At 60.5% G+C, this 13098-nt stretch carries 13 protein-coding genes, 2 tRNA genes and 1 pseudogene; 8 read left to right on the top strand and 8 right to left on the bottom strand.

The genetic code is table 11. From position 1 onward, the window contains the following. Positions 1 to 137: 137 nt before the first annotated feature. A complete protein-coding gene (locus AC6BYQ_RS23915) occupies positions 138 to 464 on the bottom strand; it encodes a YqcC family protein (protein ID WP_033644943.1) in 327 nt (108 codons plus the stop codon). A gap of 178 nt (positions 465 to 642) precedes the next feature. Between AC6BYQ_RS23915 and AC6BYQ_RS23910 the strand changes: the two genes are divergently transcribed. Further along, positions 643 to 1881: an MFS transporter gene (locus tag AC6BYQ_RS23910; RefSeq protein WP_025160236.1), complete on the top strand. Its 1239-nt coding sequence runs from the start codon at positions 643 to 645 to the stop codon at positions 1879 to 1881. A gap of 609 nt (positions 1882 to 2490) precedes the next feature. Here the strand turns inward: AC6BYQ_RS23910 and syd are convergent. Beyond that, positions 2491 to 3039 (bottom strand): SecY-interacting protein, encoded by a 549-nt coding sequence (gene syd / locus AC6BYQ_RS23905; protein WP_063917938.1) that lies wholly within the window; start codon positions 3037 to 3039, stop codon positions 2491 to 2493. 67 nt (positions 3040 to 3106) lie between these two features. Here syd and queF point away from each other — a divergent pair. The 3 genes and pseudogenes from queF to xni all read left to right on the top strand — a co-directional run. After that, positions 3107 to 3319, top strand: a pseudogene (gene queF / locus AC6BYQ_RS23900) (NADPH-dependent 7-cyano-7-deazaguanine reductase QueF); the annotation flags it as partial. Between the two features lie 192 nt (positions 3320 to 3511). Beyond that, complete coding sequence (ppnN, locus tag AC6BYQ_RS23895) at positions 3512 to 4876, top strand: nucleotide 5'-monophosphate nucleosidase PpnN (RefSeq protein ID WP_019455737.1); 1365 nt, start codon at positions 3512 to 3514, stop codon at positions 4874 to 4876. A 55-nt stretch (positions 4877 to 4931) separates the two neighbouring features. Beyond that, positions 4932 to 5690, top strand: coding sequence for a flap endonuclease Xni (xni, locus tag AC6BYQ_RS23890; RefSeq protein WP_063917940.1), 759 nt, complete (start codon positions 4932 to 4934; stop codon positions 5688 to 5690). Positions 5691 to 5729: 39 nt separating this feature from the next. On the opposite strand, the gene rlmM is transcribed toward xni, so the two are convergent. From rlmM to AC6BYQ_RS23870, 4 genes are all read right to left on the bottom strand, one after another. Then, positions 5730 to 6833: a 23S rRNA (cytidine(2498)-2'-O)-methyltransferase RlmM gene (gene rlmM, locus AC6BYQ_RS23885; protein WP_019455735.1), complete on the bottom strand. Its 1104-nt coding sequence runs from the start codon at positions 6831 to 6833 to the stop codon at positions 5730 to 5732. Beyond that, a complete protein-coding gene (locus AC6BYQ_RS23880) occupies positions 6826 to 7221 on the bottom strand; it encodes a DUF423 domain-containing protein (RefSeq protein ID WP_498057644.1) in 396 nt (131 codons plus the stop codon). Before AC6BYQ_RS23880 ends, rlmM begins: the two co-directional genes overlap by 8 nt. A 51-nt stretch (positions 7222 to 7272) precedes the next feature. Beyond that, on the bottom strand, positions 7273 to 8190 hold the full coding sequence (locus AC6BYQ_RS23875; RefSeq protein WP_004931894.1) for a transcriptional regulator GcvA: 918 nt from the start codon (positions 8188 to 8190) through the stop codon (positions 7273 to 7275). A 385-nt stretch (positions 8191 to 8575) separates the two neighbouring features. Continuing rightward, positions 8576 to 8800 carry a YgdI/YgdR family lipoprotein gene (locus AC6BYQ_RS23870; protein WP_004931891.1) on the bottom strand — a complete coding sequence of 75 codons (225 nt, stop codon included), beginning with the start codon at positions 8798 to 8800 and terminating at the stop codon, positions 8576 to 8578. 196 nt (positions 8801 to 8996) lie between these two features. Here AC6BYQ_RS23870 and csdA point away from each other — a divergent pair, with 196 nt between their 5' ends. Both csdA and csdE read left to right on the top strand, forming a co-directional pair. After that, positions 8997 to 10202, top strand: coding sequence for a cysteine desulfurase CsdA (gene csdA, locus AC6BYQ_RS23865; RefSeq protein WP_498057643.1), 1206 nt, complete (start codon positions 8997 to 8999; stop codon positions 10200 to 10202). A 19-nt stretch (positions 10203 to 10221) separates the two neighbouring features. After that, complete coding sequence (gene csdE / locus AC6BYQ_RS23860) at positions 10222 to 10656, top strand: cysteine desulfurase sulfur acceptor subunit CsdE (protein WP_198636909.1); 435 nt, start codon at positions 10222 to 10224, stop codon at positions 10654 to 10656. Here the strand turns inward: csdE and tcdA are convergent. Together tcdA and mltA are read right to left on the bottom strand one after the other, a co-directional pair. Then, positions 10647 to 11453 carry a tRNA cyclic N6-threonylcarbamoyladenosine(37) synthase TcdA gene (tcdA, locus tag AC6BYQ_RS23855; protein ID WP_019455731.1) on the bottom strand — a complete coding sequence of 269 codons (807 nt, stop codon included), beginning with the start codon at positions 11451 to 11453 and terminating at the stop codon, positions 10647 to 10649. The genes csdE and tcdA overlap by 10 nt on opposite strands. An 84-nt stretch (positions 11454 to 11537) precedes the next feature. Continuing rightward, the gene (gene mltA / locus AC6BYQ_RS23850) at positions 11538 to 12674 is read right to left on the bottom strand and encodes a murein transglycosylase A (RefSeq protein ID WP_498057642.1); all 1137 of its coding nucleotides are present in this window, start codon (positions 12672 to 12674) and stop codon (positions 11538 to 11540) included. Positions 12675 to 12890: 216 nt separating this feature from the next. Between mltA and AC6BYQ_RS23845 the strand changes: the two genes are divergently transcribed. After that, positions 12891 to 12967 (top strand) — tRNA-Met (locus AC6BYQ_RS23845). Between the two features lie 58 nt (positions 12968 to 13025). Then, positions 13026 to 13098, top strand: a tRNA-Met gene (locus AC6BYQ_RS23840).

Raw genomic sequence — 13098 nt, 5'->3', positions numbered from 1 at the left:
ACCTCATCATCCTAATGCAGCCCCCGGTCAACCGCCACGGTTCAACCGAGCCGAAAGACGCCGTCGGCTCTCCTGCCCGGCATCCGCGCGAGTACTCTACACTGCCGGGCGGCAAAAATCTGCGCGCCGCCGGCGAATTACGGCTCTTTATTCAACATCAAATCCAGCTGCTGCAGCAGCACCAACAGCGGCAGGCTGCTCGGCTCACGCTCCTTCAACGCCTCTTCAAAATAAGGCGTGATGGCGAAGCGCGTCGGCAATGGCGCTTCGGCGTCCAGCAGCGCATACATGCGCGGCAGAAACACCCACTGTAGCCAGGCTTCGGCCGACATGCTGTCAATGCAGAACGGCTCGGTGCTGGAGAAAGCCTCAGGCTCGGGCGGAGCGGCCTGCCACAAAGCCAGATCGCGCATGGATTGTTCAATCGCCTGCAAACTGCGGCGAACCTGATTATGTATACTCATCTGCATTCCCGATCTCTTTTCATCATGGTATCCAGCACGCTGGCTGAAAGGCGGCAAAGCATAGCATTTTTATAGCCCAAATTCGGCGCGCCTGAGGCCGGCCGCCGTTTTTATCTGGTGGCGCTCGCCGCCGCGCGGCACAATAGGCCCACCGAACTCACCACACAGATAAAGATTCATGTCCGTAATAACAGAGAAAAAAAACCACGCGACGCCCGGTAAGGCCATGCTGGCCTCGGTCACCGGTTATGCCATGGACGGGTTTGACCTGCTGATCCTCGGCTTTATGCTGCCGGCCATCAGCATCGAATTAGGATTAACCTCATCGGCCGCCGGTTCGCTGGTCACCTGGACGCTGATCGGCGCGGTGCTGGGCGGCGTGATCTTCGGCCACCTTAGCGATCGCTTTGGCCGCATCCGGGTGCTCACCCTCACCATCCTGATGTTTTCGCTGTTCACTGGCCTGTGCGCCGTGGCGCAGGGATATTGGGATCTGCTGGCCTACCGCACCCTGGCGGGCATCGGACTGGGCGGCGAGTTCGGCATCGGCATGGCGCTGATCGCCGAAGCCTGGCCGGCGGAAAAACGTAACCGCGCCTCGGCTTACGTCGGCATGGGCTGGCAGTTGGGCGTGCTGGCGGCCGCCTTCCTGACGCCGCTGCTACTGGAACATATCGGCTGGCGCGGCATGTTTTTGGTCGGCCTGCTGCCGGCGCTGGCGTCATTCCTGATCCGCCGTACGCTGGGCGAGCCGGAAGAGTTCGTGCGGCAGAAAGACGCCGGGCAGCCGCTCTCTTTTCTGCAGCGTTTGCGTCTGTTGTTTAAGGATCGCGCCACCAGCAAGGCCAGCATCGGCATCTTCATACTCTGTTCGGTGCAGAACTTCGGCTACTACGGGCTGATGATCTGGATGCCGACTTACCTGGCGAAAAACTTCGGCTTTTCGCTCACCAAGTCCGGTCTGTGGACGGCGGTGACGGTCGTCGGCATGACCTTCGGCATCTGGCTGTTTGGCGTCCTGGCCGACCGCTTTGCCCGCTGGAAGATCTTCGTGCTTTATCAGGTAGGTGCCGTGGTGATGGTGATAGGTTACGCCCAGTTGAGCGATCCGATGCTGATGCTGTTCGCCGGCGCGCTGATGGGCCTGTTCGTCAACGGCATGATCGGCGGCTACGGCGCGCTGATTTCCGATACCTATCCGGTGCAGGCGCGCGCCACCGCGCAAAACATCCTGTTCAATCTGGGGCGCGGCGTCGGCGGGCTGGGGCCATTGGTGATCGGTGCGCTGGTGACGCAGGTGTCGTTTACCGCCGCCATCAGCCTGCTGGCGGCGATTTACCTGCTGGATATCTACGCCACGCTGTTCCTGCTGCCGAAAAAGCAGAGCGCAGGCGATACGCTGGGTGCAATTGGTTAGCGCTGGCGATAGATTAAGGCGGGGCGCACGCGCGGCGGGATAGAACAAAAAGTTGGGGGCACTGCGTTAACAGTGCCCCCGGTTCGTTTTATAGCTATCCCGCTACACAGCGTGCTCCCTGCTCAATCCTTGAAAACTTTTCCTGCGGCCATCCTGACCAAGTGGTCCTTGCATCATCCTGCAGCATCGTCCTGACGCGGTTCCTCAGCCTTCCTGACCCACCGACAGTCCTGTGCCGGCTCTCAATCTCCGTCCTGGAGGTGTCCCTGGTTTCTATCCTGAAACATCCTGGGCATCTCCTGACGCCATCCTTCGCTCTTGCCTGAGCGCATCCCTTTCTTCTTCCTGAAGCTGCATCATCCTGATGCTTTCCTGCTCCGCCGGTTCCATGCCGGTAACGATAAGATCGCTTAAATTCCCCGGAATCACAAGGGTTTGGGAGACATCTCACACTAAATTAACACTAAGAGTTATCCTAAAGAAATTCTAACCAATTGATCTGGATAACAATAATCTCATTGTTCTAAACGAGGTGAAAAAAATTAAGAGCGATCTCTCACAGCCCGTGTGAGAGATCTCTTACACGATCGGCGGTGAATCCGACGCGCTTCAGTCCAGCACGGGGCGCAGCGCATCGAGGAAATTCCCCAGCGTCGCCGCCAACAGGGTGCGCTTATCGCTACCGAATTGTTCCAGCACGACGTTGCCGCTGACGTTGCACAGCGACACCATCGTCATCTCGGATTCGGTGGTCGCCAGGAAAAGGGTCGGCGACAGCTTGAGGCGCTTTTGCGTCACCAGATGACCGATCAGGTTCTCCTGCAGGCGGATGAAATCATCCTCGCTCCAGACCTGCAGCAGGCTCAGGCGATGCTCGCCAAACTGGGCGCTCATATCGCCCGCGTATTGTTGCGTGTAGAAACGGTGCGCGTCCGGCTGCAAACGCAGCTCCAGCGCGGCCTCGACCTTCTCCAGCGTCGCCGCCGGCTCGAAAGGCTGCGGCAACCACAGCACTTCGTCCTCGCGGTTCTCCACGATGCAGGGCGACGGCACGCCGTACAGCGCCTGGCTGGCCGGCGCGTGGCCGCGCGCTTGCTGCCACAACTCGACATAGCGTTGAGTGAATTCACGCAGAGCGTGCGATACATCATGGTCCATATTCTTTCTCGCATACGTTAAACTGGCAGCCATTGTACCTATCTCTGACCAAGGTGACAGCAGATGCGAAGCGCTGTTGCGCTATCTGGTCTCCTTCCGCCACCACAACGAGTTCCACGAGCAGTGCGTCGAGCGCATCTTCAACGATCTGATGCGCTATTGTCGGCCGCAAAGCCTGACGGTGTACGCCCGCTATACTCGCCGCGGCGGGCTGGATATCACCCCGTGGCGCAGCCATGTCGAGTTCACTCCCGGGCATGGCCGCCTGGCGCGCCAATAAGTGCGAAACATTGCTCAACAACTGAGCTAACGAGTGGTTTGTGTTGGTAAAAGCGCGGGGACGGCGGTAAGGTTAAAACGAGGCTGCGGCCGGGCACAGCGCCCGCTGCGCCGCAGCACGCCAACCATAACGAGATGCTGTTTTGCTGCGTATGGATTACTACCGCCCCGCACCGGGTGCAAAGGAGTTACCTTGATTACACACATCAGCCCGCTTGGCTCTATGGATTTATTGTCGCAGCTGGAAGTAGACATGCTGAAGCGCACCGCCAGCAGCGACCTGTACCGCCTGTTCCGCAACTGTTCGCTGGCCGTGTTGAACTCCGGCAGCCAGACCGACAACAGCAAACAGCTGCTGTCGCGCTATGAAACCTTCGACATCAACGTGCTGCGCCGCGAACGCGGGGTGAAGCTGGAACTGGTCAACCCGCCGGAAGAGGCGTTCGTCGACGGCCGTATCATCCGCTCGCTGCAGGCCAACCTGTTCGCCGTGCTGCGCGACATCCTGTTCGTGCACGGCCAAATCGCCAGCGCCGGCCGTTTCCAGCACCTGAACCTGGAAAACTCGGCCCACATCACCAACCTGGTGTTCTCGATCCTGCGCAATGCACGCACGCTGCACCTGGATGAAGATCCCAATATGGTGGTGTGCTGGGGCGGCCACTCGATCAACGAGAACGAATACCTCTACGCGCGCAAGGTCGGCAGCCAGCTAGGCCTGCGCGAGTTGAACATCTGCACCGGCTGCGGGCCGGGCGCCATGGAAGCGCCGATGAAAGGCGCTGCGGTCGGCCACGCGCAGCAGCGTTACCGCAACAGCCGCTTCATCGGCATGACCGAACCGTCGATCATCGCCGCCGAGCCACCTAACCCGCTGGTCAACGAGCTGGTGATCATGCCGGACATCGAAAAACGCCTGGAAGCCTTCGTGCGCATCGCGCACGGCATCATCATCTTCCCGGGCGGCGTCGGCACCGCCGAAGAGCTGCTGTACCTGCTGGGTATCCTGATGAACCCGGAGAACAGCGAACAGGTGCTGCCGCTGATCCTGACCGGGCCGAAAGAGAGCGCCGACTACTTCCGCGTGCTGGACGAGTTCATCATGAACACGCTGGGCGACGCTGCGCGCCGCCACTACACCATCATCATCGACGATCCGGCGGAAGTGGCGCGGCAAATGAAGAAAGCCATGCCGCTGGTGAAGGAAAACCGCCGCAACACTGGCGACGCCTACAGCTTTAACTGGTCGATCCGCATCGCGCCGGATCTGCAGCTGCCGTTCGAGCCGACTCACGAGAACATGGCAAACCTCAACCTGTATCCGAACCAGCCGCCGGAGCAATTGGCCGCCGCGCTGCGCCGCGCGTTCTCCGGCATCGTCGCCGGCAACGTGAAGGAAAACGGTATCCACGCCATCGAGCAGTTCGGCCCGTACAAGCTGCACGGCGAACCGCAAATGATGAAGCAAATGGACAGCCTGCTGCAGGGCTTTGTCGCCCAGCACCGCATGAAGCTGCCGGGCAGCGCCTATGTGCCCTGCTACGAAATCGTAGCCTGACCCTCAATCCCGGGCGGCGTAACAGCCGCCCTGTTTTTTTCCGACCTGACAGCCCATGATGATACACCTACTGATTGTCGACGCCCTGAACCTCATCCGCCGCATTCACGCCGTGCAGGGCTCCCCTTGCGTCAGCGCCTGCCGCCATGCGCTGCAGCAGCTGATCCAGCACAGCCGCCCGACCCACGCGGTGGCGGTATTCGACGAGGACGACCGCAGCGACAGCTGGCGTCACCAAATTCTGCCGGACTACAAGGCCGGGCGTTCACCGATGCCGGAAAACCTGCAGCAGGAGATGCCGCAGCTGCGCGAGGCCTTCGCCGAGTTGGGCGTCGCCAGCTGGCATTCCCCCGGCAATGAAGCGGACGATCTGGCGGCTACGCTGGCGGCGAAGGTCGCCGGCGGCGGCCATCAGGTGACCATCGTCTCCACCGACAAAGGCTACTGCCAGCTGTTGGCGCCGAACGTGCAAATTCGCGATTATTTCCAGAAACGCTGGCTGGATATGCCCTTCGTGCAGCAGGAATTCGGCGTGCAGCCGCAGCAGCTGCCGGACTATTGGGGGCTGGCGGGAATTGGCAGCAGCAAGATCCCCGGCGTGGCCGGCATCGGGCCGAAAACCGCCGTGCTGCTGTTGCAACAATCGGGCAGCCTGGACGGGCTGTATCAGCACCTGGAGCAGGTGCCGGAGAAATGGCGCGGCAAGCTGGAACAGCACCGCGAGCTGGCCTACGTCAGCAAACGAGTCGCCACGCTGCGCACCGATCTGTCGCTGGACGGCAACCTGCAGCAACTGCGCCTGCCGATACAATAAGGGCGCTGCAAGCAGCGCCCTTCATCAAGCTTAACGCGATTAATCGCGCTCGTCGCGCCGGCCCGGCACCGCCGACCACATGCGGCGCACGTGCACGGTGATCTCTTCGCGGTCATGGTACAGCTGCTTGGCATGCACTTCGACGCTGATGCCGGCAGCGCCCAGCGCTTCGCGGATGCTCATCAGGTTTTGCGACACTTCCTCATAGCGCTTTTTCATCGGCAGCTTAAGGTTAAAGATCGCTTCGCGGCACCAACCTTTCACCAGCCACTGAATCATCAGGCTGGTCACCTTCGCCGGTTTCTCCACCATGTCGCACACCAGCCAGTAGATCTTGCTGCTGTTCGGCTCGAACTTAAAGCCGTCGGCGCGATGATGCGTCACCTGGCCGGTTTCCATCAGGCTCGGCGCCATCGGGCCGTTATCCACCGAGTGTACCATCATGCTGCGTTTCACCAGCTGATAGGTCCAGCCGCCCGGGCAGGCGCCCAGATCGACCGCGTGCATGCCGCTGGCCAGGCGTTCGTCCCACTCGTCGGCGGGGATGAACACATGGAACGCTTCTTCCAGCTTCAGCGTCGAACGGCTCGGCGCATCGGCCGGGAAGCGCAGACGCGGAATGCCCATATAGAACGGCGAGTTGTTGTTGCTGTAGGAGTAACCGACGTAGCAGCAGCCCGGCGCGATGAAGAACACGTGCACCACCGGGCGGGTCGGGTTCTCGCGCGCCATCAGCACCTTCTGCTCGCGCATCGCGGCGCGCAGCGGCACCGTCAGCTTGCGGCAGAATTTCATCAGCTCTTTGCTTTCGTTGGTGTCCGGCACTTCCACCCGCAGCTCGCCGCCGCGATCAACCACGCCGATCAGCATGCCGACGATCGGCGATACCCGATCTTCCGGCGGCAGATCGCGCAGCAGCTCGCCCACCACGATCATCTGACGGGCGAAAATCAGTTCGCGGAACGGAATTTCCCGCGCCAGCCGGTCGGCGTCATCCGGCTGGTAGCATTCGAACAGCACGTAGCCGCTGTGCTCTTTTACCCGCGCAAAGCCGTAAATCTCCAGTTGGGCGGCCTTGTCGGTGATCTCCGCCGCACACTCTTTCTCAAAACCGGGACGGCAGTACAACGCAATCTTATTCATGGCGCTCGGCCTTTTTCCTCAGACGCAAAGCGCCAATCAACATCAATATCCAGCCGATCAGGAAGCACACGCCGCCAACCGGCGTGATGTATACCCAAAACTTCAGGTGCGACAGCGCCAGACAATAGAGGCTGCCGCTAAACAACACGGTGCCGAGCGCCAGCAGCGCCCCGCTCCAGTAAAACCACAGGCTCACGCGGCGCTGCATCGCGACCGCCAGCGCCAGGATGGCCAGAGTGTGGAACCCCTGATACTCCAACCCGGTGCGGATCCAGGCCATTTCGTTGGCGCCGAGCGTACCGCTCAGCACATGCGCGCCGAATGCGCCCAACGCGACAAACACAAAGCCGCTGATAGCGGCGAAAACCAGCATGGAACGGCTGCTCATCGTGATCTATCCCATTAAAAATCACCGGCCGCGGCAAGGCGGCGGCCGGCCTTATTGTTCGTAGCGGAAGCGGAACTTTTCTTGTTCGCTGGCGGCGCGCGCCAGGATCCACTGCCGGAAGGCGGCTATTTTACCCAGTTCTGCCTGGCTGTCATGACATACCAGATAAAAAGCGTTTTTGCTGACCAACACATCGTTGAACGGGCACACCAGGCGACCGGCTTCTATCTCGGTTTGCGCCATCACGTTGTTCACCAACGCCACACCCTGGCCGTGCACCGCCGCCTGCACCACCATGGCGCTGTGGCTGAAGATCGGCCCCTGCTGCACGTTGATGTGCTGCAACCCCAGTTGGCGCGTATACGCCAGCCAGTCGCGGCGTGAAACGTCATGCAGCAAGGTATGATAAGCCAGATCGTCCGCGGTTTTCAGCGGATGATCGCCGGTCAGCAGGCTCGGCGAACAAACCGGCAGCAAATATTCCGCATACAGACGCTCGGCGCGCAGCCCCGGCCAGTTGCCGCGGCCGTAGAAAATCGCCACGTCGACATCGTCCGCCAGCTTGTCCTCTTCGCGGTCCACCGCCTGGATACGCACGTCGATGCCCGGATAAGCTGAGTTAAAGCCGGACAGGCGCGGCACCAGCCACTGAATGGCGAAGCTCGGCGGCAGACTGACGGTCAATGCCCCCTTGGCGCTGCGCGCCTGCAGCTTGCGTGTCGCCTCGTTGATCGAAGAGAAGATCTCCTTGATATCGAGGTAGTAACTTTGCCCCTCTTCGGTCAGCAGCAGCGAGCGGTTGCGCCGACGAAACAGCTTCAGCCCGAGGAAGTCCTCCAGCGACTTGATCTGGTGGCTCACCGCGGCCTGAGTCACGAACAGCTCTTCCGCCGCCTTGGTGAAACTCAGGTGGCGAGCGGCCGCATCGAACACGCGCAGCGCATTGAGGGGAGGTAAGCGTTTAGACATTAAATTAGCTACTTTTGTGTAACATTAATCCGAATGATTCGGTGCCGAAAATCGGGCGGCTTTGTGTGGCAAGCCATCGGTAAACGCTAATGGCGTATTGCCATTAGTTTTTTTAATCCGAGCCATTATAATTTGTCCGTTGAGGATGCGCCAGCAAATACCTATAGTGGCGGCACTTCCCGGGCCGGAACGAAAAGGGAGTGGGTGTCGAGGACGCCGATGAACTTTTGGCTTGTGGTTGTGATGTTGTGTTTGCAAATTGTCCGGCGATTCCGGACATGGTAGCTAGGCTACTGTTTTTTCACTTCCTGTACATTTACCCTGTCTGTCCATAGTGATTTTATGCAGCACCGCAAAACTTGCGGTGCTTTTTTTTCCCTGACGATTACTGGTTGCTTTCAACCATCTCTTTCACATCGGCGCGGTTGATCTGCTGCTCGACGCCGTTAGCGTCTTTATAGCTGATCATGCCGGTGTCGTTGTCCACTTTAGGCTTACCGTCAGCGACAATGGTGCGTCCGTCATTGGTATGCATCACGTAGTTGCTGGAACAGGCGGCCAGGGTGAACGTAAGCATCAGGGCAGAGATAACTGCGGCTGTTTTCTTCATTGAGGACTCCTTTGTAGTTTTAAATGCTGATAAATACCTTTTATCTGTATAGATGCGATTAATTAGCGCACATTTAATAGCATAACAAACTTTCCCAATTTTGCCAGGCGATAACTCCTAATGGACGGGATCACTTGTCTCAGGCGGCAAAATAGGACAGGATCACCCATCGACTCAAGCCAGTGACAATCAGGGTATGACGCCTTTTAACCCCAGCCTTTTTCGCCAACAGTTTCCCGCGCTCGCGCAGGACGGCATCTATCTGGACAGCGCCGCCACCGCGTTGAAACCCCAGGCGGTGATCGACGCCACGCAGCAGTTTTATCGCGATGACGCCGCCACCGTGCACCGCAGCCAACATCGGGCGGCGCAGGATCTGACCGTCCGCTTCGAGCTGGCGCGCGGCCAGGTCGCACGGTTGCTCAATGCGCCGTCGGCCGATGACATCATCTGGGCGCGCGGCACTACCGAGGCGATCAACCTGGTGGCGCAGAGCTACCTGCGCCCGCGCCTGCAGCCGGGCGATGAAATCCTGGTGAGCGAGGCGGAACACCACGCCAACCTGATCCCCTGGCTGATGGTGGCGGAGCAAACCGGCGCGCACGTGGTGAAACTGCCGATCGGCGCCGACCGGCTGCCGGACCTGACGCAGCTGCCCGCCCTGCTCAACGAGAAAACCCGCCTGTTGGCGCTGGGGCAAATGTCCAACGTCACCGGCGGTTGCCCGGATCTGGCACCGGCAATCGCGCTGGCGCATGCCGCCGGCGCGCGCGTGATGATCGACGGCGCACAGGGCGTGGTGCACGGCCCGGCCGACGTACAGCGGCTCGACATCGATTTCTACGCCTTCTCAGGCCACAAATTGTATGGCCCGACCGGCATCGGCGCACTGTACGGCAAAGCCGAGCTGTTGGCGCAAATGGCGCCCTGGCAGGGCGGCGGCAAGATGCTGACCCAGGCGTCGTTCGACGGTTTTACCCCGCAAAAACCGCCGCACTGCTTCGAGGCCGGCACGCCAAACATCGCCGGCGTGCTGGGATTGGCCGCGGCGCTCACCTGGCTCAGCGAACAGGACATGGCGGCGGCGGAGCGCTACAGCCGCGAGCTGGCGGATCGAGCGGAACAGCGCCTGGCGCAGCTGCCGGGTTTTCGCAGCTTCCGCAGTTCCGGCTCCAGCCTGCTGGCGTTCGACATCGCCGGCGTACACCACAGCGACATCGTCACGCTGCTGGCGGAACAAGGCATTGCGCTGCGCGCGGGCCAACACTGCGCGCAGCCGCTGATGGCGGCGTTAGGCGTCAGCGGCACGCTGCGCGCGTCGTTCGCCCCCTACAATACGCAGCAGGACGTCGATACGCTGGTCAGCGCGTTGACTCACGCCCTCGATCTGCTGGCCGACTGACTTGACTCCCGGAGACGCTATGCTCGCCCCCCATCCTTTTGGCCGAGAGGTCACCGCCGACGCGTTGATCGCCACCTTCAGCGCGCTGAAACAGTGGGAGGACCGCTACCGCCAGCTGATCATGCTCGCGAAACGGCTGCCGCCGCTGCCGGAAAGCTTACGCAGTGAAGAAATGGAATTGAGCGGTTGTGAAAACCGCGTCTGGCTGGGACACCAGTTGCTGGAAGACGGCACGCTGCATTTCTATGGCGACAGCGAAGGGCGCATCGTGCGCGGCCTGCTGGCGGTGCTGCTGACCGAAGTGGAAGGGAAAACGCCGCAGCAGATCGCCGCATTGGATCCGCTGGCGCTGTTCGACCGGTTGGCGTTGCGCGCTCAGCTTAGCGCCACGCGCGCCAGCGGCCTGGCGGCGTTGGCCGCCGCCGTGCAGGCGATCGCCGCCCGTTACGCCTGACGCGCCGCCTTCGCCAGCATCTTTTTCAGCGCGTGCGATACGGCGACGAAGCCGAAGGTGGCGGTGACCATGGTCGCCGCGCCGAAACCCGCGCTGCAATCCATCCTTTTTGGCCCTTCCGCCGTGCTGCGCGAAGCGCACACCGAGCCGTCCGGCTGCGGATAAACCAGCGGCTCGCTGGAGAAGACGCAGTCGATGCCCAGCTTGCCCTTGCCGTTCTTCACCACGTTGAAATCGTGTTTCAGCCGCTCGCGCAGTTTGGCGGCCAGCGGATCCTGAATGGTCTTCGCCAGATCGGCCACGTCGATTTTAGTCGGGTCTATTTGCCCGCCGGCGCCGCCGGTGGTCACCACCGGGATCTTGAAACGGCGGCAGTAGGACAGCAGCGCCGCCTTCGGCCGCACGCTGTCGATCGCGTCGATGACATAGCTGAAGTTATGGTCCAGCAGCTCGGCGACGTTGTCCGGAGTGATGAAATCATCGATGCAGGTCACCCGGCATTCCGGGTTAATCGCCAGGATGCGCTCCGCCATCACCTCGGTTTTGGATTGCCCGACATGCTGACGCAATGCGTGGATTTGACGATTGGTATTGGTGACGCAGACATCATCCATGTCGATCAGGGTGATGGCGCCGATGCCGGTGCGCGCCAGCGCCTCAGCCGCCCAGGAACCCACGCCGCCGATGCCGATCACGCAGACGTGCGCCTGCGCGAACACCGCCAGCGCCTGCTGGCCGTACAACCGCGCCGTGCCGCCGAAACGCTGCAGATAGGCTTCCGAATAAGCTGTGCTCATAACGCTTTAATTACCTTCGTAATGCAAATGATAAGGGCCGGAAAATCCGGCCCTTGCGGGTCAATCTTTTCACGCCGCGTGCGTTTACCGGGTGGCCAACAACGAACCGCCGCCGTTTGACTGATTGGCGCTGAACAGCTGGCCGCCGCCATTGTTCTTCAGCACCCAAACGCGGCCGTAGTGGTTGTAGTATCCCGCCGAGTGGCCGGCTTCCGGCCCGATGCCCTGATACATGTCAAAATGCTGGCCCTTGATGGCACCGCCAACATCGAGCGCGACCATCAGGCGCATCTCGTATTTTCCCGTGAATTTACCCTTGTTGTCCAGCAGCGGCACTTCGGCCAGCAGCGTGGTGCCCGCCGGGATCAGCGAACGATCGGACGCTACCGAGGCTTTGGCAACCAACGGCACCGCGCTGGCGCCCTTCACTGGCGCAAAAGCTTCTGGACGGAAGAACACGAACGACGGGTTTTGTTCCAGCAGCTCACGCACCTCTGCGGCGCTGTGGGTATCCGCCCACTGACGGATCGCCTGCATCGACATATCCGCCTTGGCCACTTCGCCGCGATCGATCAGCACCTTGCCGATGCTGCGATAGGCGTGGCCGTTTTTGCCGCCGTAGCCGAAGAACACCAGCGGCTGACCATTGCCGTAGTCGACGTAGCCGCTGCCCTGGACTTCCATCATGAAGTTGTCCATCAGCGAGTTGGTGTAAGCGATGATATAGCGATCGTCGAGCGCGCCGGAATAGATGCCCGCGCGATCCGGCAGGCGCCCCCTGCCCTTCGGCGGCATGCGGTACAGCGGATAGCGGAACTCGCCCTGCTGGGTATAGCGCGCCTGCACCACCGGCGTGTAGTAGCCGGTAAACTGCACGTTGCCGTAATTGTCGACGCCTTCCATCTGGTAAGCGCTGAGGCCATACTGGCTCAGCATGCGCGTGTCGGCGCCGGACGCCATCCAGCTTTGCACCGCCTGATAAGTGCTGCTGTTGCGGTTAAACAGCGAAGGCGACGCGTACTTGATCTCCATCAGCTGATCAGAATAATCCTTGGCGTTGACCGGCGAACCTTTGGCGTTGGGCTGATTGACCAGCTCCAGCGATTGATCCAGACGGCCGTCTTTATATTGCTGACCCCGATCGGTCGGCTTGGACGAACAGCCCGCCAACACCGCCACCATCAACCCGCCAAGCAGGTATTTGCCCCAACGTCCTTTCATCGCGCACACTCTCAAACTGATATGATCTACCGGCTGAACGATAACAAACGCTCATTGATAAAGGAATCGCTGCAAATAAAAAAACCCGCACGGAGGATGGTGATGAAAAAGAAGGCAAATTGCGGGCAAATTCAGCAGAAAAACGGGTTTAGGGCAATAAAATGCAAAAAGGGTTTGCAACAAAACGCATGGAGAGTATAGTGCGCATCCATCGGACGCGGGGTGGAGCAGCCTGGTAGCTCGTCGGGCTCATAACCCGAAGGTCGTCGGTTCAAATCCGGCCCCCGCAACCAACCGATGCCGCATTGGCGGTATTTTTCGTTTGGTTTCGATAACAAAGTATTACACGGACGCGGGGTGGAGCAGCCTGGTAGCTCGTCGGGCTCATAACCCGAAGGTCGTCGGTTCAAATCCGGCCCCCGCA

The sequence above is a fragment of the Serratia sp. LTN-2 genome (assembly GCF_059740205.1).
The sequence above is the reverse complement of the archived record's forward strand: the minus strand, read 5'-3'. Positions and strand labels throughout refer to the sequence as shown.